The 26,889-nt window shown below is 36.5% G+C and carries 28 protein-coding genes and 1 pseudogene; all 29 read right to left on the bottom strand.

Annotated elements, in window-relative coordinates:
• Positions 1-30: 30 nt before the first annotated feature.
• Complete coding sequence (locus tag G7084_RS04965) at positions 31-1,122, bottom strand: ABC transporter permease (RefSeq protein ID WP_166010604.1); 1,092 nt, start codon at positions 1,120-1,122, stop codon at positions 31-33.
• A complete protein-coding gene (locus G7084_RS04960) occupies positions 1,122-1,838 on the bottom strand; it encodes an ABC transporter ATP-binding protein (protein WP_166010602.1) in 717 nt (238 codons plus the stop codon). The genes G7084_RS04965 and G7084_RS04960 overlap by 1 nt, the downstream gene beginning before the upstream one ends.
• Positions 1,839-2,054: 216 nt before the next feature.
• Positions 2,055-2,936: a class II fructose-1,6-bisphosphate aldolase gene (gene fba, locus G7084_RS04955; protein WP_166010600.1), complete on the bottom strand. Its 882-nt coding sequence runs from the start codon at positions 2,934-2,936 to the stop codon at positions 2,055-2,057.
• A 19-nt stretch (positions 2,937-2,955) separates the two neighbouring features.
• Positions 2,956-3,567, bottom strand: coding sequence for a 5' nucleotidase, NT5C type (locus G7084_RS04950; protein WP_166010598.1), 612 nt, complete (start codon positions 3,565-3,567; stop codon positions 2,956-2,958).
• Positions 3,568-3,828: 261 nt separating this feature from the next.
• On the bottom strand, positions 3,829-4,098 hold the full coding sequence (gene rpsN / locus G7084_RS04945) for a 30S ribosomal protein S14 (protein ID WP_166010596.1): 270 nt from the start codon (positions 4,096-4,098) through the stop codon (positions 3,829-3,831).
• 2 nt (positions 4,099-4,100) lie between these two features.
• Positions 4,101-4,250, bottom strand: coding sequence for a 50S ribosomal protein L33 (gene rpmG / locus G7084_RS04940; protein WP_006845447.1), 150 nt, complete (start codon positions 4,248-4,250; stop codon positions 4,101-4,103).
• 279 nt (positions 4,251-4,529) lie between these two features.
• The gene (locus G7084_RS04935; RefSeq protein ID WP_166010594.1) at positions 4,530-5,168 is read right to left on the bottom strand and encodes a hypothetical protein; all 639 of its coding nucleotides are present in this window, start codon (positions 5,166-5,168) and stop codon (positions 4,530-4,532) included.
• Positions 5,169-5,175: 7 nt separating this feature from the next.
• On the bottom strand, positions 5,176-6,423 hold the full coding sequence (gene pepT / locus G7084_RS04930; protein ID WP_166010592.1) for a peptidase T: 1,248 nt from the start codon (positions 6,421-6,423) through the stop codon (positions 5,176-5,178).
• A 19-nt stretch (positions 6,424-6,442) separates the two neighbouring features.
• Positions 6,443-7,243 (bottom strand): Nif3-like dinuclear metal center hexameric protein, encoded by an 801-nt coding sequence (locus tag G7084_RS04925; RefSeq protein WP_166010590.1) that lies wholly within the window; start codon positions 7,241-7,243, stop codon positions 6,443-6,445.
• A complete protein-coding gene (locus G7084_RS04920; RefSeq protein WP_166010588.1) occupies positions 7,212-7,931 on the bottom strand; it encodes a tRNA (adenine(22)-N(1))-methyltransferase in 720 nt (239 codons plus the stop codon). Before G7084_RS04920 ends, G7084_RS04925 begins: the two co-directional genes overlap by 32 nt.
• Positions 7,932-8,046: 115 nt before the next feature.
• On the bottom strand, positions 8,047-8,472 hold the full coding sequence (gene ndk, locus G7084_RS04915; protein ID WP_166010586.1) for a nucleoside-diphosphate kinase: 426 nt from the start codon (positions 8,470-8,472) through the stop codon (positions 8,047-8,049).
• A gap of 123 nt (positions 8,473-8,595) precedes the next feature.
• Positions 8,596-9,267: a hypothetical protein gene (locus G7084_RS04910; RefSeq protein WP_166010584.1), complete on the bottom strand. Its 672-nt coding sequence runs from the start codon at positions 9,265-9,267 to the stop codon at positions 8,596-8,598.
• A gap of 69 nt (positions 9,268-9,336) precedes the next feature.
• The gene (locus tag G7084_RS04905) at positions 9,337-10,614 is read right to left on the bottom strand and encodes a tetratricopeptide repeat protein (protein ID WP_166010582.1); all 1,278 of its coding nucleotides are present in this window, start codon (positions 10,612-10,614) and stop codon (positions 9,337-9,339) included.
• A 41-nt stretch (positions 10,615-10,655) separates the two neighbouring features.
• Positions 10,656-10,793, bottom strand: a complete 138-nt coding sequence (locus tag G7084_RS04900) for a hypothetical protein (protein ID WP_166010580.1) — start codon at positions 10,791-10,793, stop codon at positions 10,656-10,658.
• A 13-nt stretch (positions 10,794-10,806) separates the two neighbouring features.
• Positions 10,807-12,054 (bottom strand): MFS transporter, encoded by a 1,248-nt coding sequence (locus G7084_RS04895; protein ID WP_166010578.1) that lies wholly within the window; start codon positions 12,052-12,054, stop codon positions 10,807-10,809.
• 25 nt (positions 12,055-12,079) lie between these two features.
• Positions 12,080-12,613, bottom strand: a complete 534-nt coding sequence (locus G7084_RS04890; RefSeq protein ID WP_166010576.1) for an ECF transporter S component — start codon at positions 12,611-12,613, stop codon at positions 12,080-12,082.
• Positions 12,606-13,427: a bifunctional hydroxymethylpyrimidine kinase/phosphomethylpyrimidine kinase gene (locus G7084_RS04885; RefSeq protein ID WP_166010574.1), complete on the bottom strand. Its 822-nt coding sequence runs from the start codon at positions 13,425-13,427 to the stop codon at positions 12,606-12,608. The genes G7084_RS04890 and G7084_RS04885 overlap by 8 nt, the downstream gene beginning before the upstream one ends.
• Positions 13,414-16,098 (bottom strand): DNA polymerase I, encoded by a 2,685-nt coding sequence (gene polA / locus G7084_RS04880; protein WP_166010572.1) that lies wholly within the window; start codon positions 16,096-16,098, stop codon positions 13,414-13,416. The genes G7084_RS04885 and polA overlap by 14 nt, the downstream gene beginning before the upstream one ends.
• 201 nt (positions 16,099-16,299) lie before the next feature.
• Positions 16,300-16,704, bottom strand: a complete 405-nt coding sequence (locus G7084_RS04875; protein WP_166010570.1) for a DUF3021 family protein — start codon at positions 16,702-16,704, stop codon at positions 16,300-16,302.
• Entirely contained in the window at positions 16,698-17,147 is a 450-nt protein-coding gene (locus tag G7084_RS04870) for a LytTR family DNA-binding domain-containing protein (RefSeq protein WP_166010568.1), read from the bottom strand. Before G7084_RS04870 ends, G7084_RS04875 begins: the two co-directional genes overlap by 7 nt.
• Positions 17,144-17,947, bottom strand: a complete 804-nt coding sequence (locus G7084_RS04865; protein WP_166010566.1) for an ABC transporter permease — start codon at positions 17,945-17,947, stop codon at positions 17,144-17,146. The genes G7084_RS04870 and G7084_RS04865 overlap by 4 nt, the downstream gene beginning before the upstream one ends.
• A gap of 230 nt (positions 17,948-18,177) precedes the next feature.
• Positions 18,178-18,828 (bottom strand): ABC transporter ATP-binding protein, encoded by a 651-nt coding sequence (locus tag G7084_RS04860; protein WP_166010564.1) that lies wholly within the window; start codon positions 18,826-18,828, stop codon positions 18,178-18,180.
• Between the two features lie 161 nt (positions 18,829-18,989).
• Positions 18,990-20,234: an ABC transporter permease gene (locus tag G7084_RS04855; protein ID WP_166010562.1), complete on the bottom strand. Its 1,245-nt coding sequence runs from the start codon at positions 20,232-20,234 to the stop codon at positions 18,990-18,992.
• Positions 20,234-21,133: an ABC transporter ATP-binding protein gene (locus tag G7084_RS04850; RefSeq protein ID WP_166010560.1), complete on the bottom strand. Its 900-nt coding sequence runs from the start codon at positions 21,131-21,133 to the stop codon at positions 20,234-20,236. Before G7084_RS04850 ends, G7084_RS04855 begins: the two co-directional genes overlap by 1 nt.
• A 16-nt stretch (positions 21,134-21,149) precedes the next feature.
• Positions 21,150-22,619 carry an MATE family efflux transporter gene (locus G7084_RS04845; protein WP_166010558.1) on the bottom strand — a complete coding sequence of 490 codons (1,470 nt, stop codon included), beginning with the start codon at positions 22,617-22,619 and terminating at the stop codon, positions 21,150-21,152.
• Between the two features lie 186 nt (positions 22,620-22,805).
• Positions 22,806-23,825, bottom strand: coding sequence for a zinc-binding alcohol dehydrogenase family protein (locus tag G7084_RS04840; RefSeq protein WP_166010556.1), 1,020 nt, complete (start codon positions 23,823-23,825; stop codon positions 22,806-22,808).
• Between the two features lie 140 nt (positions 23,826-23,965).
• Positions 23,966-24,352, bottom strand: a complete 387-nt coding sequence (locus G7084_RS04835; RefSeq protein ID WP_166010554.1) for a hypothetical protein — start codon at positions 24,350-24,352, stop codon at positions 23,966-23,968.
• Positions 24,345-25,673: pseudogene (locus tag G7084_RS04830) on the bottom strand (Y-family DNA polymerase). Before G7084_RS04830 ends, G7084_RS04835 begins: the two are co-directional and overlap by 8 nt.
• A gap of 158 nt (positions 25,674-25,831) precedes the next feature.
• The gene (locus G7084_RS04825) at positions 25,832-26,812 is read right to left on the bottom strand and encodes a GMP reductase (protein ID WP_166010552.1); all 981 of its coding nucleotides are present in this window, start codon (positions 26,810-26,812) and stop codon (positions 25,832-25,834) included.
• Positions 26,813-26,889: the final 77 nt, after the last annotated feature.

The raw sequence follows: 26,889 nt of genomic DNA, 5'->3' as shown, positions 1-26,889 counted from the left end.
TTATCCTTCTGTTTATATCATACATATATTTTATACTTTACGGTAGCGCTTTAAACCTAAGATATTTCCAACAGTGAGTAAAACTAAGAAAAATAATAGGATTAATAGGTCAAACCAAATTTGCGTGAATCCAGCTCCACTCATCACGACGTTAGTTAGCGCATCACCAGCGTACTTCATTGGCATAATATCAGCAATTACTTTTAGCCAGCCAGCCATTGAATCGATTGAAATTAATCCCGAGAAGAAGATTTGCGGTACAACCACCAACGGGATAAACTGCATCATCTGGAATTCTGATTTAGCAAATGTCGACATCAAGATTCCAAATGTTAAGGCCACCATTGCTAATAGAATATTAATTATCACAACCCATAGAATGGAACCAGTAACTTCCACATTTAGCACCCAGATTGTATAGCTGACGATAATTATTGTTTGTAAAATGGCTAAAAGTCCATAACTTAAAATATAACCAAAAACAATATCAGAACGTTTGACGGGAGTCGCTAATAAGCGATCTAGCGTTCCTGAAGCCCGCTCACGTAAGAGAGCCATTCCAGAAATCAGGAAGACAAAGAAAAACACGAAGAAGCCCATTAGAATTGGCAACATTTTATCTAAGTATGAAGTATTTTTATCACCATAATTATAAACATTATGAATTTTGGGCTGGGGTGCTTGAATAGGTGTGACTCCGGCCGCTTTCTGCATTTTTGTAAGTGCAGTTGCCAAATTTGAAATTTCATTCTTAACTTGAGCAGCAGACAAAGCTGACTTAGTTAAAGTCGTCTTAGTCGCATCCAAATTAGCATAAGTCACCGTAAAATCAGTACCATCATATTCAATAATTCCATCAACTTTTTGATCTTTCAAAGCATCTTTCGCAGTAGAATATTTTCCATAAGTTTTTAAACTGATATGATCAGTATCATCAAGGGTGTCTTTTAATGATTGTTCCATATTAACAGTAGCCAAATTAACCGTTAAATCAGAATTATTGTTAAATACAACCTTCATTAAACTCAAAACCAATAATGGCGCAATAAACATTAACATCAAAGTTCTCTTATCACGGAATAATTCCTTAAGAACTCGACGAGTAATTGATAGAATTCGCATTATTTTTTCTCCTCTGCCATCAAAAAGACTTCCTCAATTGAATCAACATGATAAGCATCTTCCAAAGCCTTAGGGCTATCATTAGCAATTAACCTACCGCCAAGTAATAAAGCTACCCGATCCACTAATTCGGCTTCATCCATGACGTGAGTTGTTACCAGAATAGTATGCCCATGATCTCGCATCTCTTGTAGTTCATGCCAAATTTGTCGCCGTAATGATGGGTCAATTCCAACCGTTGGTTCATCCAATATCAATAGTTTAGGATTTCCTAAAAAGGCGATTGCCAATGATAACCGACGCTTCATTCCGCCGGAATATCCAGAAGTATATTTATCTAAATTAGATGTTAAATCAACAATTTTCGCAACTCGATCAATTTCATTGGAAATATTTTTAACACCGCGCATCTCAGCAAAAAACTGTAAATTTTCTCGACCACTTAATTGTTCATATAATGCATCGGATTGAGCCATATACCCCAACTCACCTAGAATTTGACGTTGTGGCATGATCTTATTAAAAACAGTGGCGTGACCTTCATCGACGACTTCCATCCCTAAGGCGATTTTAATAATGGTTGATTTACCTGCCCCAGAGGGACCAATTAACCCAACAATTTCACCAGAATTTACTGCAAAGGAAACATCATCTAAAACGACTTGAGTGCCATATGTTTTACGAACATCAGTTAATTCAATAATTTCTGTACTCATAATATTCTCCCTTTTCTATCGAGTAAGTGATCACTTACTTACATCGATTCATTCTACTCCGTTTTAATCATTAGTCAAATTAAATTAATGTTTTTTGAGCTTATTTTGCAATGATGGTTAAAATGAACAAAAAAAAGCTAGGACAAATTAATTGTCCCAGCTCATTCTACAAATTTAATAGTATGTTATCTAATCTTTTCAGAATAGGCAACTAGATTAAGCCTGATCTGCACTATTAAAAACATCAATTCGTTCATTGAGGGCCTTTTCAATAGCTGAAAACCCTGGCTTCAAAAACTTACGAGGATCATAATTCTTACCTTCTAAGTCTTGATTTGAAAGAACATAATCCCGAATCCCTTGATGGAAAGCTAGTTGGGCTTCAGTATTGACGTTTACTTTAGCCACACCTAATTGGATCGCTTGTTTAATTTGATCATCTGGAATACCAGAACCACCATGTAAAACAATGGGCATCGGTTTATTAACGGCATTAGAAACGGCAGCTGATAACTCAGCTAAATGATCTAAATGGAGACCATTCCAATTTGCGGGATATTGACCATGAATATTACCAATTCCAGCGGCTAAGAAGTCAATTCCTGTTTCGGCCATTTGGATAGCATCAGCAATCGGTGCAATTTCACCGTCACCAACAACGCCATCTTCTTCACCACCAATTGATCCGACTTCCGCTTCAACTGAAACATCCGCTTGCTTGGCCAAATCAACGATTTCAGCCGTCTTTTTAAGATTTTCATCCAATGGTAAATCAGAACCATCAAACATTACCGAAGTAAAACCAGCGGCAATGGCTGCCTTAGCCCCTTCGTAGGTACCATGATCAAGATGGATCGCAATTGGCACATCTACTTCCATGGCTTCATCTAGATTCCGTACTAATTCAGCAACAACCTTAAAACCGCCCATGTACTTAACAGCACCCATTGAGATCGCCATTAAAGTAGGTGCTTGGCGTACTTTAGCTACTCGAAGAATGGCTTGAGTCCATTCCAAGTTATTAGTATTAAATGCACTAATGGCATATTGTTGTTCACGAGCGTTTTGGATCATTTGTTTTGCGTTAGTAATTGTCATAATTTTTTCCTCTTTTAAACTATTCCCAGTTTGCTTTTTCAAAATGTTCGAGCGATCCATGAAATGATAAATTCATGGCTTGGCTTGCTTTGATTAAGGCTTCTCGTTCAGATAAACTCTGCACTTGATAAATTTGTGCCGTTTGAATTAATAGTTGCATTAAACCATTGTCTGCTGTCCAGTTCATCTGTTTATTATAATCATATTGAATCCAAGCCGTTCCGCTGGATGCATCATCCCATTTCGCGGCACCATGATAAGGACGATCGTCGATTAAGATGCCACCTTCCGCTCTAGCAAGACCTTTATCGTGTGTCATAATGACGTGCTTATAGAACGGACTCTGTGCATCGTTGCCAAAGTATTCATTCAACCATTCCATTTTATTTGACCATGAGCTTGCATTAAACCACGGTGCTGTTGATAAGATATATAAATCATAGTATTTAGACAAAGTTTTGATACCATTCAAAGCCCCAGGTAATGGCTTGAGATGCCGAAATATATCTGGAATTTGATCGGGCTTCTCTAAGCCCATTTCAATGGCCTGTTCAGTCGCCGCTGTTAAAATGGGTAAAGTATCCACCAACGTATTGTCCATATCTAAAAATAATTTAGGTTTTTTAACCATTATATAATCCTCTTTTTTCAAATTGGTATAGGTAGATAATAACTTGTATTATACCGCAAGTTTGTGAAAAATAAAAATATATTTATGAATATAAATTGATATTTAAACTATGTTTTTATTTTTCATTTGGTGTTTTAATTTGTGAATATTTTTAACATAAAGATAAAGGTATAAAAATTGGTATGGATAAATATGATGATAATAAAAAATAACCGCAACTCATAGAGTTACGGTTATTCGTTTGCCTTTGATAAGTAAAACTTACCAAGAAGCTTTCTTGACACCAGGAATCAATCCCTTGTGTGCAAGTTGACGGAAATTCAAACGTGACATTCCGAACTCACGCATGTATGCATGAGGACGTCCGTCAAGTTGGTCCCGGTTGTGCATCCGAACAGGGGATGCATTACGAGGCAACTTTGAAAGTCCAATATAGTCTCCAGCAGCTTTTAATTCAGCGCGCTTTGCAGCGTACTTCTCAACAGTTGCTTCAATTTTCTTAGCCTTAGCGATCTTAGACTTCTTAGCCATGATTACTTAACCTCCTTGAATGTGGTAACTTTGCGCAACTTTGGAGAATACTTCTTTAACTCCAAACGATCGGGCGTGTTACGACGATTCTTAGAAGTTAGATAGATACGCTCACCTGTTTCGGCGGCTTCTAACAAAATGTTAATGCGCATTAACATACTCCTTGAATTAATGTATTTGGGGGTTGCCACCACCCACTAATGTAAACGACAGGTTTAGCTGCATTGGGCTAAACCCCAAGCTTGCGTCGTACACAATAGCTAGTAAATTACAAATAATAATATTACACGCCTTTGGGATAAATTGCAAGGCTTTTACCCTAATTGTGTAAAGTAAAATTACTTTACATATATTTTAGGGCAAATCTGTTTAATTTTCAGATCAAAATTAGTTGTTTTAGTGTTGAATTTGATCTCAATTAAATTTGATATTTAGCGCGCGGCCTTCGTAAAGTGCCAACTATTAAACATTATAGGGTAAACCAGAATGAAGTTGATCAGTTGATCGAATATACCAGCTAAAGGCCAACCAATGACTTGAGTAATAATTAAGCTAAATTCAAAAATCATCATTAAGGCGCCTGACAGTTGCCATAAATTAGCAAATGAAGTTTGTCCAATGGCTTGGAAACTTTGACCAATTTGCCAATAAAGCCACGCCATTCCAAAAATTATTAAGCCAACAAGTAATAAATAACCAATATATAGATTAGTAGCTTGGCTGATATCAGCTAAGTGTAAAATTGGGATTTCCCAACGAATTATTTGCAATAATGTGAATGCAATGATGAATTGTTGTAGTTTCTGCTGAATCAATGTTTCGTTTCTTTTACGATAATATTGGACTAAAGCCCAACTAAAAATTAATAATGCGATTGTTATACAAATGTTTAAACCGGTAAAAATCATTCGTTTTGGCTGATCGCTTGCAACTAAGATTGCCAAAATGTGGGTATTCGGTTGATAAAAAGGCCAAATCAAAACCCCGATAATCGGTTGGATGAGATTTAAAAGTCCACCAAAGAGTCCAAGCGCCCAAACGTATTTATTTTGCCACCATCCTTGATTCATAAGGTGTTCACTTCTCCCTTGTCTGTAAAACATTTAATTCAGAGATTTTCAATAAAGTATCAACCGCTTTTTGCATGACTTGTAATGATATATATTCATAACGTCCATGCATATTCTCACCGCCGGCAAATAAATTGGGCGTTGGTAACCCTAGAAAAGTAATTTTTGAGCCATCCGTACCACCCCGAATAGGTTCAATCTTGGGTTCGATTGCTAATGATTTTAATGCTGCCGAAGCCAATTCAACCGGATACATATTATCCTTTAAGATTTCACCCATATTATAGTATTCGTCTTTTGACGTTATCTGAATTCGTGAAGTCTTAAAAATATGATTCATTTGCTCAGCAATCGTATGTAGTTTTTGCTTACGTAGTTCAAATTGATTGCGATCATGGTCACGAACTAAATATTGCATCTGGGCTTGTTCGGGGGTTCCCGTCAATTTAATTAGATGCCAGAAACCCTCACGCCGGGTAGTATGTTCAGGACGATCATGCTCAGGCAATTGCGCGTGATAATCCATCGCGACTTGTAAGGCATTTACCATTGTATCCTTAGCTGAACCAGGATGAACATTTAATCCTTGGATCTTCACGGTTGCCATAGCGGCCGAAAAGGTTTCCCATTCAAGTTCCCCTAGTGGTCCCCCATCCACAGTATAAGCAAAATCAGCATTGAAATTATCGACATCGAAATGGTCCGCACCAGTGCCAATTTCCTCATCTGGGCCAAAAGCCAGCATAATTTTACCGTGTTCCACCGCTGGATGTTGTACTAGAAACTGTGCCATGTTCATAATTTCTGCTACTCCAGCTTTGTCATCAGCACCTAATAATGTCGTTCCATCAGTTGTGATTAAGGTGTCGCCCTGATAATGCGTTAGATTTGGAAATTGTTTCGGATCTAATTGGTAATCTGGATTCAATTGAATTACGGAATGACCATCATAATTTTCGACGATTTGAGGATTCACCCGTTCAGACGGAAAGTCGGCGGTATCGACATGAGCAATAAAACCAATCACTGGAACAGCAATATTTAAGTTACTAGGAATTTCAGCAAAAAGATATCCATCTGCCATCGTTCTAATATTTTGCACACCAATCGCTTCTAATTCATTCGCTAAATTGGCTATAAAATCGACTTCTTTCGAATCTGAAGGAACCGTTGTTGATGCTTCATTAGAACGAGTATCCATTCGAACATACTTCAAGAAACGATCTAGTAATTCTGAATGTTGTACCTTTACCATTTTCAGGCCTCCCAAAAAATTAAATATAAGTGTATGGATCTGTATTGACCTTAGAGCTAAAAACTTCAATTAAATCCCAAGAATAGGTTTGTTGCCATTTTTTAATTTGTTGGGTCATTTGATCCTTCACGATAGCTTCCATATGGTGATCCGGATCAATTACTACAAAGTCATGTGCTAAAACGTCATGACCCGTATGATAATATAAGTCGGCCGTAATTAAAGCTTCCGCGCCCATTTGCTGAGCCGTTATATATTCCGAACCTCCATCGCCACCAATGACGGCAATTTTTTGAATTGTTCGATTTAAATCATTGGCAATCACTCGGACGACTTTAACTTTAAATAAATCACGAATGAATTCAGCATATTTTTGAATACTAATCGGTTCTGCCAAGTCGCCAATGCGACCTAACCCGCTTTGTGGATTAACAGAATTTGGTAATAGTGGTTGCAGGTTCGATAATCCTAGCGCCTGCGCCAACCAATCATTCATCCCATTTTGAGCTGCATCTAAATTCGTATGGGCACTATAAACCGTTATATTATTTTTTAATAAATCAGCATACATTTTATTTTGTGGATCACTTAAATCTAAATTTTTAGCAGGGTGAAACATAATGGGATGATGAGAAAAAATAAAATCAACGTGATGTTCAATGGCTTCAGTAACAACCTCAGGGCGAACGTCTAAGGTAGTCATGACCCTTGTGATTTCTTGATTGGCATGCCCCACCTGCAAACCGACATTATCACGTTCCCAGGCTAAATTAATTGGTGCAAGATTCTCAATCGCTTGAATTAGTTTTTTCGCTTGCATTTCCTAATACCTCCTTAATTTGTTGGGCTTGATTTTGATATTCTTGATATGCAATTGAATTACCTTGTTTGGCTTGAAATAAGGTTATTAATAATTGATTTAACCGGTTCAATTCTGACTGCCACCTCTGTTTCCAAGTTAGGGTTTGGTGCTGTAAATTAAATGGTCCAAATGTAATTTGTTGCTCTGTAAAAGACGTGATACCAGGCTGCGCAACTAAAACTTCGTAGTAGTGCCCATCATCAAAAAGCATCGTTTCATCGACGAGTGCATACTGATTATTTTGTAACCAAGTTCGTACCATTGCAGTATCGGTATTGGGTTGCAAAATTAGTTTTTCGTATTGATGATGTTCGCGATGACCCTCTGCTAATATTTTTTGAATCAATTGCCCACCCATCCCGGCAATCACAACTGTATCAATGTGGTCATTTGGTTTGATCACGGCAAATCCATCACCCAAACGTGGCTCTAATTGCTTGGTCAATTCCGCATTTTTAATCTCCGCTTGAGCATTTTGCAGTGGCCCAAGCGCTACTTCTCCAGCAATCGCAAAATCTATTTTTTGATTTAGTAAGAGATGCGCAGGTAAGTAGGCATGGTCTGAGCCAATATCAGCTAAGCGAGCCCCTTTTGGAATAAACTTAGCGACACACGCTAATCGTTTTGACAAATTAATGGCATCCATTTTTAATTCTCCTGAAAAATATAATACTATTATTCTAGCATAATTTTAGACCTCTAATTGGATGATGAGGTGATTCAAATGAAAAACGTCCACCTTAGCGGTAGACGTTTATTTTTTATTTAGCTAATTCTGGAAACCATAACCCAATTTCTCGTTGCGCATTTTCTGGCGAATCAGACCCATGTACAACATTACGAACTTCATCACCAGGCCAATCTCTTCCGAAATCACCACGAATGGTCCCAGGAGCAGCTTCAGTAGGATTTGTAAGCCCCATTAAAGTTCGCCAACCTTTGACGACATTATCTCCTTCAACGACAATTGCCACCACCGGATGCTCCATCATATAATGCATTAATCCTGGGAAGAAAGGACGGTCTGCTAATTCAACATAGTGGGCTTTTAACAATTCTTCGTCAGCTTGAATCATTTTGATATCAATAATATCATAACCTTTTCGTTCAATCCGTCGAATAATTTCGCCGACTTTTTTTTGAATAACCCCATCTGGCTTAACAATTGCTAATGTTCGTTCTGTCATTTTATCTTTCCTCCACCTTTTGAATAATTCTATTATACCGAAAAAAGGACATTAATGTAACCGCTTTCGTCAGCTTAAGTTAACTTAATTTGCTTATTAGGGCATTAATGATGTACTATCTCCTTATTTCTGACGTAATAAGGGCCGTCTCACATATAATTTAGTTTTATTTTGTTCTAGGCCATGAAGAATTACCGGTTCCGAGGTCATTAGCGGTTGCGATTTAACTGGTTTCGTCTTCTTATCAATCGACTTCTTAGGATGTTGAGATTTATGCATTGCCTTATCAAGGTTCTCATTTTGCGGATGAACATTTGACCTTAGTTGTGGCGAATTTAATTTATGGGTGTTTGATTTATTTTGCTGGTTGGTTTTAGACCGTCCATCTTGCTTAGGAACGGGACTACTTTTCTTAACAGCATTTTTTTCTGCTTTAATTTTAGGACTAAATGCTGAATCAGGTTCTTTCTTTGGCTCATTTTCATCTCGCTCGGGTTTGACCACCGGAGCGGCTGTAATGGCTCCAACCTCAATAAAAACATAACTTGACACTTCGCGCCATTGCCAACGTCCTTTATATTGTTGGAGCGCCTTCCGCCAATGGACGACATAGGCTAGCGCTGATTTAGCCGAGTGCTTCGGTGGTAAAAGTTCGCTCTTGGTAATCTCGTACCGATTTAGAACTTGTAGATCGGTATTATGTTGAACCCATTGTTCTACAAAACTCAGTGCTTCGGTATCTTTATCGGCAACATTACCTAACTTAATCCAATTTTGTTGATGTTTTTTGGGCATAGAGCTACTCCTTTCGATCCTCTAAAAATCTAAATTAAAGAATACATGATTTTAATTTTGACGGCTCTATTAGAGACCATTTAATTCGTTTTCCATCTGATTCATTTCATAGTCATCAGGATTTAGTTTAAGATATTTTGGTAAAGTTTCTATTAGCATTTCTTGATTCCCAGCTTCGCGGAAATAATAAATAACTTCTTTTAGGAAAATGGAATTGTCAGTGAAAAAAGGAACCGCGGCTTGCCAATATTGATCAGCCATCTCATAACGTTCCAATTCTGTGTATGATTGGGCTAAATTCCAATATTCTTGGGGCTCTAACTCAAAATCATCATCAGCATCGACATACTGATTTAAGAAATTAATTTGTTCCAAATACTGTTCAGTATCTACCAACATTTGTGAATAGTTAGCAATGATATTATTTGATTCAGGTAAGTTTTGGAGCCCTTTTTGATATAACTGTTCTGCATGCTGGTAATCTTTCAATTGTAATGCGACGCGGCCCGCATTCAGATATGCACGTTCGTTAAATTGATCTACCGCTAACCCGGCCTCATAAATTCCAAGCGCATCTTTAGGCTTTTGCTTTTGCTCATAAATCTGTCCAAGTGGAACATACACACCAGCATAAGATGAATCTAATTCAATAAGCTTTTCAAAAACATCGATGGCTTGGTCTTGATTATTCTCATCGCTAGCATACAGCATACCTAACTGGAAACGAACTTCTGGAGTCAAATTAGCATCTTTAATCTGCTCTAGGTATCCGAGCGCTTTTTGTTGATCACCGATCATCGCATAAGATACGCCTATGCGTGAAACTAAATCAATTCCTGAAATTTGGGTCTCCCCTTGAACAATTAAATTGCGATAGAAAGGAATTGCTTCTGAATAACGAGTAAGTTCAAATAGAAATTCTGCTAAGGCAAATTGAATCACTAATTCATCCGGAGCCAATTGATAAGCTTCAGTTAATTTGTTTTCGGCAGCTTCTAGTAACCCTTCAGACTGATATAAATCAGCAAAAACCAATAATGCTTCTAAGTACGCTTCTGAATCATTCTGAATTGGTGACAAATATGTCAAAGCTTCATCACTGTGATCTTCAGAAATAGCAATTTCAGCTAATTCTGTACGCAGTAAATCTTCGTCTGGGTATTTTTCGAGTAATTTTTGATACGCCCGTTTGGCATTTGTTGAAAAACCTAGAGCATAAAGTTCCTCTGCAAGTGAATGAATTGTCTCATCGTCGTCATGGCGTAAAGATAAAGCAAATGATTTTTTGGCGGCATCTAATTGTCCACCTTCTAATTCATCTAGCATTCGTTCAGCATAACTTTGCATTCTTGATTACCTCATATCTACTTTCTAGTGCTAAATTATGATTATTTTTTGCTTTGTTTTGCTTTGGCTGAAGCTAATAATGCTTGTCTGGCCTGCTGCTTTTCGGTTTGCGTCACTTGCCCTTTTTTGGAAGCACCGCGAGAAAAATCATTATTTTTAATTGAACCTTTTGTTGTCATATTAACCTCGAATTTATTTGAATTTTTTGACGTTGACCATCATCACTGCCATGATCGTCATGATTATTATGATACCAACGAAAAAAATATTTTGTAACATTCCCGTTGGGTTTGCTTTGAAAGCCACACCATATAAGATAGGTCCCAGTGCTGCGATCAGATACCCCCCGGTCTGGGTCATTCCAGATAATTGGGCGGTATCACTTGGACGACTAGTTTTAAGAGCTAGCAATGTCATAACTGATAAGAAAAACCCGCCAATCATTAAACCATATATGATTGACTCGAGGGACCAAAACAAAAAATTCGATGTATTTTGGTAAAAAATGAAGCCTGCGGCACTTATTAAGCCAAGCGTTCCATTACTGATCATTAATAATGTGATCCCCCGATTAGACAAAGAAACTAGTAATTTGGGAATAATGATTGAAAAAATAATCGTCACAAAAGCATTAAACGACATGATGACCCCAATTTGGTTGCTGGGAACATGATGATACGCCATTAACGCTGGCATCCAAGCAACAAAAGTATAATTCAAAAACGATTGACACCCAAATGTTATTAGGAACGGCCAAGCCTGCCAAGTTCGCCATGGACTCAGTGTTACTTTCTCAGAATGATTGGTTAAATTCGACAACGTCGTTGTTTGCTCGAGCTGTTGACTTTTATTGGCTCCCAAAGGCTCTAAATGGCGAGTTACAAACGCCCAAACGAATAATGCTATTAAGGTAGCCCCGACTAATACTAACATTACGCTATTGATTCCACCTAATTGCAGTAACGGGACGGTCGTCAAATTGCATAAAGCAACCCCTAACATCATTGATAAGGAATAGGTTGTTGTATAAAGCGCAATCTGATTTGGTACAAATGCCATAATCACTGCGGGCATGAGTACATTTAAATGGGCAATTCCAATACCGATTAAAATAGTTCCTAAAATGATTAACATAAAATTGGGAAACACACGCGCGATACTTCCTAAGGTCATCAACACTGCTGCTAAGGTTACGGTTTTTTTCAAGCCTAGGCGATTAGCCGTATTAGAAGCAAAATTTGAAAACAACATAAAGACCACTAATGGGATAGTTGTTAAAATACTGAGCTGCTCTGGTACAACATGTAGCCGTTGAGCGAGTTGATTTAAAATCATAGGGATGGCTGAAATTGGGCTTCGCATCATTAAGCCCAATAAAATAATCGCCACTAACAACCCTATTTTAGGAGTATAGTACTTATTTTTAATTTTTGAATTCATGCATGTTTCCTTTAGATTGATTTGATTATTTCAAGATATTTGTTTGCTGACTTAATGCTCGTCTAAGAATTGGTAACAAAAGCAAGGCAACGATGGCTCCACTTAAAACTTGCAGGGCATTCCCAAAAAGATCGGCGGTTGCTATGGTCAGCGCTGTTTTTAGAGTGGCATGATTCCAAAGCTGTAAAAATATGCCGCTAATAAAATATCCACTAATCATGATAATTCCACCGCAAAGTATACTTACCAATTTAGTAAACCATTGTTGTTTTTGTGAATTGAGATAACCAATCATTAATCCCTCAGTACCATGAATGATTAAAGAAAAAAACATCCATTGAGGGTAACCCGCGATTAGATCAATTAAAAAGCCGGTCAAAGCACCAGTTACTCCTCCTGCCTTTGGCCCCAGAAGCCAAGCCATTAGAAAAATACCCACTTCTACTAAACTAATAAAACCGGTTGGTGTTGGCACACGTAAAAAGAAATTAATTACAATATTTAAGGCAATTATAACTGCCACAATGGTTTTTTGATAAACAGGTTTTAAATTATACATGCCGATTTGCTCCTTGCCAAACGTTACCCAGGTTGTTTTTAATCGCAATGCCATGGGAGATTCCATTTTTCACAAATATTTTGGCTTGCTGGACAGCCGGAATAATATTGTGGTTTTGGACAAGTTCACTTAATATAGCCGCCGAAAAGGTACATCCTGCGCCATTATTGAAATTATTTAGAATGATTGGATCAGACAATATTTCTACTTCGTTTCGTTCGGTAACTAAAACATCAAGGGCTTGCTTTGAGTCCAAGCGTCGACCACCTTTAACTACGATATTTTTAGCACCATTTCGCTTTAAAACTTGCGCACTATGAACTAAATCCGCTGGAGACTTTATTTTTTGCTGGGTTAACATTTCTGCTTCAACTAAATTAGGTGTAATTACGGTTGCCAGTGGGAACAAATGATCTAGATAAAAAGTACGAATTGCATCCATTTGAGGAGCATGGGCTTCTTTAAACACTAATACTGGATCAACGACAATCGGAATTGATTTTTCTAATTTTTGCAAAAAGTTTAGAACAACAGCCATCTGTTCCAAGTCTGGAATTAACCCTAATTTAACGCCGGCTAAAGTAAAATTCGTTTGAATTGATTCTAATTGAGCGGCTAATAATATCGCATCCTCTGCATGAATGTCAAAATTCGTGGGCATAACCGTCACAATACTCGTAATGGCGCTAACTCCGAATAAATTATATTCATTAAATGTAGCTAAGTCAGCTTGAATGCCGCCCCCTGCAATACTGTCTGAACCAGCAATAGTTAACACAATTGCTGGCGGATTACTAATATTATTTTGCATCATACCAAGTCTTACCCTCGTGCGTTTCAACTTTTAATGGAACTGTTAATTTAACTGCTGAATCCATTACTTCGGGGACTAATTGATGCATTAATTCTAATTCCTCTTCTGGAACTTCAAAAATCAATTCATCATGAACCTGTAGCAACATTTTTGATTTCAAATTTTGTTGATCCAGTGCCTTTTGCATTTTTATCATAGCAATTTTAATGATATCAGCTGCTGAACCTTGAATTGGAGTATTCATAGCTGTTCTTTCAGCAAAACTACGCGCATTAAAACTTTTTGCTTTGATGTCTGGTAAATAACGGCGGCGGTGCGATAGCGTCTCAACATAGCCTTTTTCACGGGCATCTAAGACAATTTTTTCTGTCCAACTTTTAACCCCGCTATATTCCAAAAGATAAGTTTCAATGATATTTTTAGCTGTTTTTCGATCAGTTCCAATATTCTTAGCTAATCCAAAATCAGAAATACCATAAACTATTCCAAAATTCACTGCCTTAGCCTGTCGTCTTAAATTGCCATCAACTACAGCGTCCGGATCCAAACCAAAGATTCGACGAGCTGTAGCAGCATGAATATCCTCATCATTTATAAAAGCTTGACGCATTATTTCGTCATCCGTAATATGCGCTAGGACTCTTAATTCAATTTGTGAATAATCAGCACTTAATAAGGACCAACCCTTTTGCTCCGGTTCAAAGGCTGCTCGAATTTGACGTCCCTCTTCTACGCGAACCGGAATATTCTGTAGATTAGGATCGACTGATGATAGACGTCCTGTCTGTGTCAAAGTTTGTAAGTAACGCGTATGCACTTTGGAATCACTGCCATGGATCACTCTTAATAGACCATCTACATACGTCGATAAAATCTTAGCTAATTGTCGATATTGTAAGATTGAAGCAACAATTGGTACGTCTGTCATTTGTTCTAAGACCTCAACTGATGTTGAATAACCAGTTTTGGTCTTTTTTAAAGGCTTCAGTCCCATCTCTTCAAATAAAATTACCCCTAACTGCTTAGGAGATTGAATATTAAATTCATGACCTGCCTGTTGATGGATTGTTTGTTCTAATTCAGAAAGCCGTTCGGTTAATTTCGACTGCATGCCTAATAAGCGTTCTGCATTAACTGTAATTCCGGTCATTTCCATTTGGGCGAGAACAAATGTTAAGGGTAGCTCAATTTCAGTATATAAATCGGTTTGTTCGTGTTCTACTAATTTTTGTGTTAGTGGCGCTTTCAAGGCGCCGATTGCTTGGACTTTTCTACCTAAATGTTCAAAAAAGTCGGTATCATTTTCCAAAATCGCAAATTTAGCCCCTTTTCCATAAACTTCGTCATCTGATTGGACATCAAAATAGTTATGTTCATGGGCAACTGTTCCTAAATCATTACTATTATCATTTACATTTAACAGATAAGAAACTAATAATAAATCAAAATCAACGCCAACTAAATTAACATTATAACGGTGCAAGGCTACAAACGTTTCTTTGGCATTAAAGACATTTTTCTTAACTGCTTTATTTTCTAGAACTTTTCGAACAGGTGTTGCTTGCGTTAATAATTCTAAATCACGACTTGCTAGATACCCTTGTTTTTGATTCCCTAACACGAAACCAACAATTGCCGCTCGATGATAGTTATCGCCATCTAATTCCAAATAAAAATCGACATCATCAGTTAATAATTCAACATGAGCTAAATTATTGGCTGTTAAAGGAACCACATTTAGAACCTGTTTTTCTTGCACACTTTCTCGTGCTCCAGCAATGGTATATCCTTGATTAGCCAATTTAACTAATTGTTGTTTAAAATCCAGATGTTGATAAAAGGGAATTAAGTCCTGATACTGGATTCCTTGATATATTAGATCTTCTAATTGGATCGTAACTGGGGCATCCGTTCTAATTCGAGCTAAATCACGTGAAAGAAACGCGTCATCTTGATACTGAATTAAATTTTCTTTTCGCTTAGATGCTTTCATGTCATCAATTTGGGCATATAGTTCGGGAATCGTATTATATTCTTGAATTAATTTGATCGCCGTCTTCTCGCCAATCCCCGGAACACCAGGATAATTATCGGATGGATCGCCTTGCAGTCCTTTGACTTCGACCACTTGATCTGGAGTTAGCCCACCATAGACGTCAGACACTTCGTTTGGCGTATATTTATCTATTTCGGAAATTCCCTTTTTAGTGATCCAAACCGTAATATTATCGGCCACTAATTGGCGCATATCGCGATCCCCAGTTACGATGGTGACATTATATCCAGCCGCAACCCCTGCTTTAGCCATTGTCCCAATAATATCATCGGCCTCATAATCGGGTAATTCATAGTTAGTAATACCATGTAATCGTACCATTTCACGCATTGGTTCAAATTGTTCAACTAACTCTTGGGGGGTCTTATCGCGATTACCTTTATAGTTATCGTACGCATTGGTCCGAAAGGTCGTTTTTCCAGCATCCCACGCAACGAGGGCCTTATCTGGCTCAAATGGATCCACAATGCCATCTAAGAGATTATTAAATCCTACAAGTGCATTTGTGTGCAACCCATCATGATTGACGAAGCGATCAACTTGATTTATTAGTGCATAAAATGCACGAAAAGCAAGTGAATTTCCGTCAATTAATAATAATTTTGGCTTTTCCATATCTGCCCCTTTCGATTTCAAAAAAGATTAAAGCACAATCATATCTTTGAATGTGTCATATCTTTAATTGTACCAAAATTTATGGGTCTAAAACCAAATAATATTAAACAACGCCCGATTCAATTTTTGTAATATAATCAAAAAAAATCAGACTAATCAAGCCAATGGACTATGATAATCTGACATTTCAGTTAAACACAATTACTTTAGTTGATCGTTTAATAATTTATTAATATTAAATATTTTTTTCTTGAAGAGATAGATTGATAGAAAGATATTAAGTAAATATATGATAAAAGTTATTATTAATACCTGCCCGACCGCTAATGGATCAAACCAACTGCCATTAAAATTAAAAACCAGAGCTAATAAACTTACTACTCCAAAATGAATTAAATAAATTAATGCTTTAGGCCACCTCTCAAATAGATCAAAAATTAAAGTTGTTAGTCCGACTAGCCCACTAAATAATAACAGCCAAATTAGACTCTGCCGATTTGGAAAAATATACCCCGTTAAAATGCTATATAGCATTTGAGAAAAAGCGCCAAAAATCATCCCCACTAAAACATGGCGTAATACTAGTGCTTTATAATTATTTACCATGAGCTTTCCTCCAGCCGATTTTTCAATTTGGTTAAGTAGCGACGAGAAATTTCAATTTCTACACCATTGTCTAAAACAGCCATAGCGTTTCCCCAATTGCTCTTAACTTCAGTTAACTTACTTAACTGAATTACTGACGATTGACTAATTTGTATAAAATCGTGATTAAGTTTATGAATGAACTGCGTGAGACTACTTCTGATTTCATAATGAGCATCAACAGTAATAATTTCAAGGTTATTTCGATTAACTTGAACTGCAATAATATCTTGTAAATTAATCAATGCTTGCCGGCCATTGGTACGATTTGTGATCATTATTTCATAATGCTTATATTCTGATAGATAATTTAAAAAATGATCGGCTTCACTTTGATCTGCGTCAGCTTCCAATGTAATAAACCAATCAACAGCATCATTGTTAGCTTTAAAGTTAAATTTCATTCGCGACTCCCTAACATAGTAATGATGATAAGTATCACACTCACTGATATTAAAATCAAATAAATTTCTACATGGGTGAGCTGATGATTTCCCCAGTTAATAATAGTTCCCAAATACTTTTTTTCCGAAAGAGTCAGTGGGGTTGTTATCAATTGATTTCGAAAGACACTTGCAGTTAAAAATCCTGGCCATCCTTGCATTAAATGTTGAGCACCGGTTGGAACAATCCCAATAGGAACGTAGGCTCCCACAAGAAAGCCACTCATTGTATTCAGCGCCGTTCCGACTCCTTGAAGGGCACTTTCATCATGAATAAAAGTTACGATAGCCCCATTTATTGCAACTGATATCAGTGTATTTAATAAAATCATGCTTACAACATTGCCCAGTTGTTCAAAATTAATGAAAAATTCACCTTGTAATTCAAAAAATATGACATATATAAAGTAAATAATAGTTGTCATTATAAAGCCCACAATACCGCTAGCAGTAAGGTAACTTCCCATAATCTGCCTCATACTTAAGCCATTAACTAATAAGTTTGCTTTTTGACCGCCCAATTCATCTGTAACCTTTGTTTTTAAAATGTTAAATGATGTTGTTAAGGTTGTAACCGATAGCGCTCCGCCTAAAAGCCATTGATTCAATAAAACCATTTGATCCTTAAAGTTAATACTTAAATTATGTTTTAAGAATATTTCATAAAGCCCCAAAATTAATAATGGACTGAATATTGACAAAAAAACATTACTTTTACTTTGAAAATATCGTAATAAATTTCTTTTTACTAATGCGCTCATATTCGGACCTCCTGTCCGGTTAAAGAAACATAGACATCATCCAGTGTCGTAGGCTGATAAGAAAATGTTTTGATATCTTGTTTTTGCAATTCATCAAGCATTTCAAAAACATTTTTTATCAAGAACCGTTGACCACTTTTCACCCAATGATTGGGAGCGATAAAATTAGGATCGAAAACGGTAAGATAATTATTTGCATAATTATAATTATTTGCATAATTATTTTCTAACTAGTTAACACTGCCATGAGCTAAAATTTCACCATGGTCAAAGATATAGACTTGGTCCGCTTGTTCAGCCTCCATTAGATAGTGCGTTGTCAAAAAAATTGTCATATTTTCCTTTTGTTTGAGATCATTCAAAATCCGCCATATTAATTGCCGAGTTTTCAGATCAAGAGCGTTAGTAGGTTCATCAAGAAACAAAATAGCCGGTTGGCCTAGCAAGACGTAAGCAATATCAACTCTTCGACGTTGACCACCAGATAAAGTAGCGATTTTTTGTTGTAAAATATTGGTTAATTTAAATAATTCAACGATCTTATTGAAATATCGCTGATTTGCGTGAACCAACTGCTGACTTAATTGCAGGTTTTGTAAAACCGTTAAATCATAATCTAAAATCGATTGTTGGAAAACAATTCCAATGTTTTTGCGAAGTTGCTTTTTATTTTTTTGGATGTTAATACCCTTAATCTTAATCTGCCCAGAACTCGCAGGTATAAGTGTCGTTAGCAATTGAATCATTGTCGACTTTCCAGCACCATTAGGTCCTAAAAATGCAATAAATTCCCCATTATTAATTGATAAATCAACATTTTTAACAACTTTTTTGGCACCAAATTGTTTAGATATTGATTGTGCTTCTAATATTATTCCCACTATACTTCTCCATTCATTTTTAGTTACTGGTACGTTATTAATATCATAATTAGTCTCTCAAATGATGGCGATTAATTTGGGATAATCGGTAGTTTTTGAATGATAATTGGTCAAAAAAAACAGTAACATCTCTGAAGACGTTACTGCCTCTTTTAAATAAATTATCGTTGTTCCCGTTTAAATAGTCCAACTAAACTCATAATTCCAGCCTTTGTTAAATTACCCTCATTATATTGTAAGACATTTTTTTTATAGACCTTTAGCCCAAACCGGCTTAGGAAGATAATTGTCACAATTTGAAAAATAATTGCTACCCAGATTTCAAAAGGTTGTGTCAATTGCAAACCAAGTCGGGCAGGCATTAATGTTTGTGAAGTGAATGGCACAAACGACAAAATTTTAACAATGATATTATCTGGCGAACCAGATACCATAAATGTCAAAATGTAGCCTAACATTGCTAAGTATGTAATTGGTGATACCGCTTGTTGAACCTGACTTTGGTCGTTAACTAAGGCGGCAATAATTGCGGTAAGAATCAAATACATTACAATTCCTAGGAAAACCATAGTCATGGAAATCAGCACAAAACTAAAATCAACACCATTCAAAACATTGGTAATCATTTTAAAGGTAGCATTCTCATGTGATATAAACTGGTAACCAATGACTCCTGCAATGACATAAATAAATAAGTGTAATAATGCTAAACTGATGATTCCCGCTAATTTACCGAAAAATTGGACGGCAGGGCTGGTAGCCGCTAACAAAATTTCCATAATTCGAGAAGATTTTTCATTGGCAATTTCATTGGCAATCATGCCGACATAAGCCGTTAGGAATACGAAAATAAAAATTCCTAGCCCAACAGTCAAAAGATAATTCGCTGTTTTGGTCGACTCACCGCTTGTACTTGTTCCTTTTGAACTCACTTGTTTAGTTTTAATTTGAGGGAGGGACGTTAATTCTTTCAACTGGGTTGGTGTTAAATTCATTGCTTGAGCTTGTTGTTGCATCGTATATTGATTTAATACTTGCTTAATTGCACTATCATCAACTGGATTACCCTGCGCCGAATTTTTAAGTTCATACCCATTGGTCGTTTGTTTCAAATAACTATCAATCTTTTTTTGTTTAAGCAGTTGATCAGCTTTTTGGCCATCTTTAATGATTTTATAGTTTGCTTTCACACTTTGGTCGGCCTTTAACGTACGAACCAAACTTTGTTCGACATTTAGTCCGACTATGGAATCATCATGATTGGACATCGCAGTAAAAATAAAGGCAAAACCGGCCACCACAACGGCAATTAATAATGGGGATAACACCAATGACCAATATCCTAATGTTTTGACTCTGATTTTAAAAGTTTGTTTAGTAACTAACCATAATTGTCTTTGAAACATTACTCTTGTTTCCCTTCTGTCGCTTCTCTTCTGAATATTTCATCCAAGGTAGGAGCCTGTTGAGCAAAAGCTGAGACGTAACCGTCTGCACTAACTAAATCAAAAACGGCTTGCCCCGCTTTGGGTTTAGTTAAATGAACTTGCCTTCCAATTCCCCGGGATTCAATGGATTTAACCCCATCAATTAACTGTAATTGCGCATTCGAAACATCAGATTCAATATAGATTTCAGTTCTTCCGAATGATTCGCGGATTCCATTTAGACTCCCTTGTAAGACGGTTTTACCTGCTCGTAACATTGTTAATTCATCCGATAATTGTTCCACACCCGCCATATTATGTGAACTAAATATGATAGTAGCACCTTGTTGTTTTAACTGTTTAATTTCTTGCATCACTATTTCAGTATTCACAGGGTCCATCCCGGTAAAAGGTTCATCTAAAATTACAAAGTCAGGATGAAAAATCAGGGTTGCAATTAATTGGATTTTTTGAGCATTTCCTTTAGATAATTTTTGCACCTTATCATTTAAAGCGCCCACAACCTCTAAGCGTTGCATCCAATTCTTTAGTTCGATTCGCGCTGTACTACGCTTCATACCGTGTAATTCTGCAAAATACAAAACTTGCTCTTCAATCGATAATTTTTGGTAAAGACCTCGCTCTTCCGGTAAAAAGCCAATTTTTGCCCGCATTTGATCATCAATTGGATGTCCATCCCAATTAATAGAACCGGTGGTTGGGTCAATAAAATTTAACAACATTCTAAAAGTTGTCGTTTTACCCGCTCCATTTTGACCAATTAAGCCCATGATATGACCTGGTTGAACGACTAAGTTCATATCATCAACAGCTAATTTTTGGCCAAATTTTTTTGAAACATGCTTTAATTCAATCATAAAATTCCTCGATTTATTATTTTTTATAGCGACGTCGGATTATCTTAGAATAGGCTCTAATAATTAACCAAGCCTTACTAATTAATGGACTTCTGAGTAAAATAATCCCAATTAAATAGATGACAAAACCTAATCCTAATTGAAAAACTGTCGTAGAAGGAAAAGGTGGCCAATCATAAGTTGAAACAATAATAACCAAATACATCAACAGCCCTGTAACTAAGTATTTAGCGGTAATTGCCACAATTCTTCCAAATGCAATGACTTCGCGGGCATAAAATAATTGAACGGCGAAGATTAAAAATTCCGTAATTAACAATGCATAGATTGCGCCAAATAATCCATACCGTGGAATAAATAAAAGCCCTAATCCAGTATTTAAAAATAAGCCGATAAATAAATTCGTATGGACAACCTTATCCTGACCGGCTAATCGCAAAAATTGACCACCTAAGATGGTATTCCAGCCCAATAATAGAATTAACGGTGATAACACTGTCATTAATAAGCCAACATCTTTAAAGATGCCACCCAAAAACCAAGTAGTAAATGTAACCGCGGTAGCTGCTGTCCCAAACATCACCGGAACAGCAAAGGCTGTGACGTATTCAACAGCAATATCAATATGTTCAATCAGCTTATTATAATTATTTTCGCGATAAATCTGATAAAAACGTGGCATGGTGCTTAGCCCTATTGTAACCACAATGACAATAGAGACTTGGTTGAGATGCAGGGCCGCTTCGTAGTAACCAACCCAATCTAACATTTGTGGTTTCAAGAGTGTCACTAGTAGCTGTCCCGTTAAGGAAAATAATTCTACGCCCAAAATTGTTGTCATCGCGGTTAAACTAGTTTTTAAAAATTGCCAAGAACCCCATTTAATTTGCTGAAATAACTTCTTCGGTAAACTAAACCACATTATTCCATTACCAATAATTCGAATCCATCCCATTAATAGTAAATAGCGATAGGCATCGTCAGTAGTTTTGACAGTAATCAATATTAACATTAAAAAAATAATTTTCATGGAAGCAGCTTGTAGAAGTGGTCTAATTGTTTGATGGGTTCCAATATAATACCAGGATAAATCTAAAAAGCTTCCAAACATCAGTAAATAACTCACTCGTAAAGTAGCTTGGTTTTGGAAGTAAGTAGGATTCCAACCAGTTGCCCAGTTGAGCAAAAGCCATAACATTAACATTCCGACAACCAACATCATGAGGCGGATAAAAATAATATTCCAAAATGTTCTAGGTACTCGTTGCTTAATAGTATACTCATTGTTTAAACTGAACTGCGCTAATAAATTTATTGACCCTAAAAAGATTAAGACAAAAATATCAGCTATACCTGTTGTAAAAGCAACAATTCCATAACTCTTGGCACCCAAGACATGCGTAAGATAAGCCAATGGAATTAAAGGAATAATCACATTAATTAATTCATAGCTCACTTGATTCAAATATGTTCTAAGTCCACGCATTTAATAATAGAAACTCCTTAATTTTAATTGACAAGTTAGATCATTCTACTTTGACTTATTCTAACAATTTTATTATACAGCAAATCGGGCTAAGTTGAAGTAAAGGAGCCACTAACACAAGGCTCTTAAAAAGCCTCCGCTAATGTGACTAATCGTCATTAACATTAATGGAAGCTAAATTAAATATTAAGCATTAAAGGGCCCCGACACCACTATTTTACCGTGGGTTTGCCCATTTTCAACTAGTTGTGTTACTTTTTTAATATTAATTGCATTTATTCCAGTTGAAATAGCATGATTAAGAGTTGTCTTTAAATGCCCTTGTTCAACTAAATATGTGATTGTTTTTAAAATTTGACCTTGTGAGGCCAGATTATAATCGTAGTCACTCTTCGCAAACATGTATTCCCAATCAAAACTTACCGCCAGATTCTTGAATATACTTAACGACAGAGCTTGTTCGACCCCGACAATCGTCCCCAAATGTCCAAAAGGTTCAATCAAATCCGGAAATTGCTCTAAGTATGGAATAATATTATGCAAAGCCGCAATATAACCAACTCGCTTAATGCCATATTGTTCTAAAGCCGGTTGTAACGCTTGATGATAGTCTAGTGGATATTTGACGCCATAACTTTTTAACCAAGCAAAGTTACGCGGACTACTAGTTGCTAAAACTTCCAGCCCACTCCACTCGGCTAACTGGCTCATAATTGAGCCCACTCCACCGGCACCATTGATTATGAGGATTTTTTGATTAGCATTAGCATTCGCTACAGGTGTTAAGCCAAATTTTTCAAATAGTAATTCATAAGCCGTTAAAGCTGTTAATGGTAATGCCGCTGCTTCAGGATCCGATAAGTTACGAGGAGCTATTGCGACCAGACGGGCATCTACTGCTTGAAATTCAGCATAACTTCCATCGCGCTGCGTGGTTCCAGCATAGTAAACTCGATCACCTATCATAAAATCAGTAACTTGATTTCCGATGGAAGTAACGATCCCCACCGCATCATAACCAATTATTTTGGGGATAGTTTGTCTCTTGGTAGTTTGGCGTAATTTGATATCAATCGGGTTGATTGAGATGGCCTTAACTTGAACCAAAACATCATTAGATAACAGTTGAGGAGTTTTTAGATCAACATCTAGGAAACTATCTGGGGTCTCAAGTGCTTTACCTTCATAAAAGCCAATTGCTTTCATCGCTATAATCCTCCTTAAGTGGGGTTTCAAATAATAAATTATATTAGTACGAGTGTTTTTGTTATTAACTAGCCCATTAATAATATTATAAATTATTTTAAATGTTTTTTTAATTTATTAATTCATAAATCTATCAACGTTTAAATTTTCATCTGTTTTTCTTGAATCCAATTAATCGATTCCAACGGTATTCTAATACTACCAATATAAACATTATCTTCATCATAACCCTTAACCATTCCAGAAATAATGGCCGGTACTAAATCATCTACAATTTCCTTTCCTTGAACACTAACAGAATGTTTTTTTGCGTAAGCACTAAATAATACCTTAGAGATATCTTCTTGTGACATACCAGGCATTAACTTTTGGTTCATCTTATTTTGTCTTTGTTGGGTATAATCCAATACATTTTCTGTATGATCAGATAAGTAATATCCTTGCCACTTCACCATTCCACGTTCTTGATATTCATTTTCAAAGAAATGTTTGGCTCGTTCCATTTGAGCTTCTTTCATTTTAACCATATGCGTTTCCCCCATTATGACCGCCAACTAATCCAGCACGGTCAATCATTGTTCCACCATCTCCCAAAGAAGATAGTTTCACGATTGATGTAACTCCATATTTATTTCTGATTTTATCAACTGTATCATCAAGATCACGCTCTTTTATTTGTTTAATTGGATCCTTCAAAAGGTCCAATTGTTCTTGACCCCCCTCAACTAATTTAGCCGCAGACACACCTAAATTTCTCACTACTTGTCCTCGATAATGTGTATCAAAAATATAATGCAATGCTTTTACAATTGAACCTGAGCTATTTGTAGAGTCAATTGATAGCTGAGCGTGAAAACCACTATTTCCATCTTCCTTCACACTTGCATAGGCAAAGCCCACGTACAGAGAAACAACACCAGCCTGTTTTCCCTTTGATCGTAATCGTGATGAAACTTGTTCACCGATTTCTCTGATGACATTTTTAATTTCATTAACCTCAAAATAATCTCTTGGTAACACTTGACTATTAGAGATATTACTAGATTTAACGTGATACTTATTTGCCACAACACTACGATCGACGCCCCAGGATAGTGCAAATAATTCTTCACCACGAATACCAAATTTACTCTTTAGAAAGGTTGGATCTGTATTAGCCAATTGACCCATTGAATATATTCCAAAATACTTTAATTTAGCTGAAGTCTTTCTTCCAATACTCCAAACTTCATCAAAATCAGTAATCGGCCATAACTTATCAGGAATCGTCTCATATGACCATTCCCCAATCAAACTTTTGGCATGTTTGGCCTCAATATCTAATGCCATCTTGGCCATTGAATTACTTTCTCCGATACCAACAGTTAAATATATCCCTAACTCTCTTTTAACATGCAACTGAATAATCCGTGCCAGTTTGGTCATTGTTAAATCTTGACCAAATTTATATTTCAAATAATTCCAATTAGGAGTTATATCTAATATGGATTCATCAATGGAATAAAGATGAAGATCTTCTTCAGAAACATATTGCCTAAAAATATCATTAACCCGCTTATTCATTGCAATATAGTGATTCATTCTCGGCTCTACAATAATAAGTCTGGGATCATTTGGGACATCACGTCTCCGCGTCACATTACTAATTCCTAATTCTCTTTTGGCGCGTGGAGAAGCTGCTAGGACCAAGCCACCATTCGTGTTTTCTTGTTGACTCATGACGACCAAAATTTATTTCAGTGGATTCAGCCCCAATGCGATACTCTCAACACTGGCATAAAAGCTTTTAGAATCAATTAATAATATTTTGCGGCGCACTTCTAATTGCGTTACCTCCCTAGTTTGCATGGTTATTCTCTTTTCTTGTTAAGTTTAACTTAATATGTTATAAATTATAAACTAATTAAGTTGAAATAAACAAGTATTTTGATGTTTTTTCCGATAAATTATGGTTAATTCCATGACAAATTAAAACCCCGAAAAATTTTCGGGGTTTTATCATCAATTTAATCACCATTCAAAATGGAATTTCTAACAATAACATAATCAACGTCCCGCAGATCCATCAATTTTTTGCCACCGGCATACGAAATAGATGATTGGAGGTCTTCTTGCATTTCATTCAATGTGTTGTAGATACTTCCTCGATATGGAACGAATAACTTTTTACCTTCTACATTTTGGTAAGTTCCTTTTTGAAATTGGGATGCCGAGCCAAAATAAGCTTTTACTGGGGCACCATCTAGATCTATAACTTCACCGGGTCCTTCTTGGTGCCCAGCTAACATAGAACCAATCATGACCATTGAAGCACCAAAACGAATCGATTTAGCAATATCACCATGATGCCGAATACCTCCGTCAGCAATAATTGGTTTAGTTGCGACTTGCGCACATTGATTAATCGCAGCTAATTGCCATCCTCCTGTTCCAAATCCAGTTTTAAGTTTAGTAATACATGCCTTCCCTGGACCAATTCCGACTTTAGTTGCATCCGCACCAGCTGCCTCTAAAGCCATGACCGCATCAGGTGTTGCAACATTCCCAGCAATCACAAAGGCGGTTGGCATTAATTGTTTAATATATTTAATCATTGCAATTGTAGAATCACTATAACCATGGGCAATGTCAATTGTAATATATTCTGGTATTAGATTTTGTTCTTTTAATATATCAATAAATTGATATTCACCTGGTTTAACACCTACTGAAATGGATGCAAACACGTCATTAGCGTGAGCTCGTTTTATAAAATCTAAGCGACGTTCTGGTTCAAACCGATGCATAACATAAAAATAATGTTTTTGACCTAGATCTAATGCTAAATCTTCATCAATAACAGTTTGCATATTAGCCGGAACAACAGGTAATTTAAACCGTTCGGGTCCAAATTGAATACTGGCATCAGCATCCTTCCGACTGTTAAGTACGCCTTTTTTAGGTATCAATTGAATATCTTCATAATCAAAAATAGAGTTTTGGTTCATTTTTAATCGCGCCCCTTTATTAAGTTCGGTTTTAGATAAATGTAATAATCTTTCGAAACCACTTTTATATTATATAA

It is taken from the genome of Weissella coleopterorum (genome assembly GCF_011304355.1).
Classification (GTDB): Bacteria; Bacillota; Bacilli; order Lactobacillales; family Lactobacillaceae; genus Weissella; species Weissella coleopterorum.
This window is presented reverse-complemented; position numbering and strand designations above follow the sequence as displayed.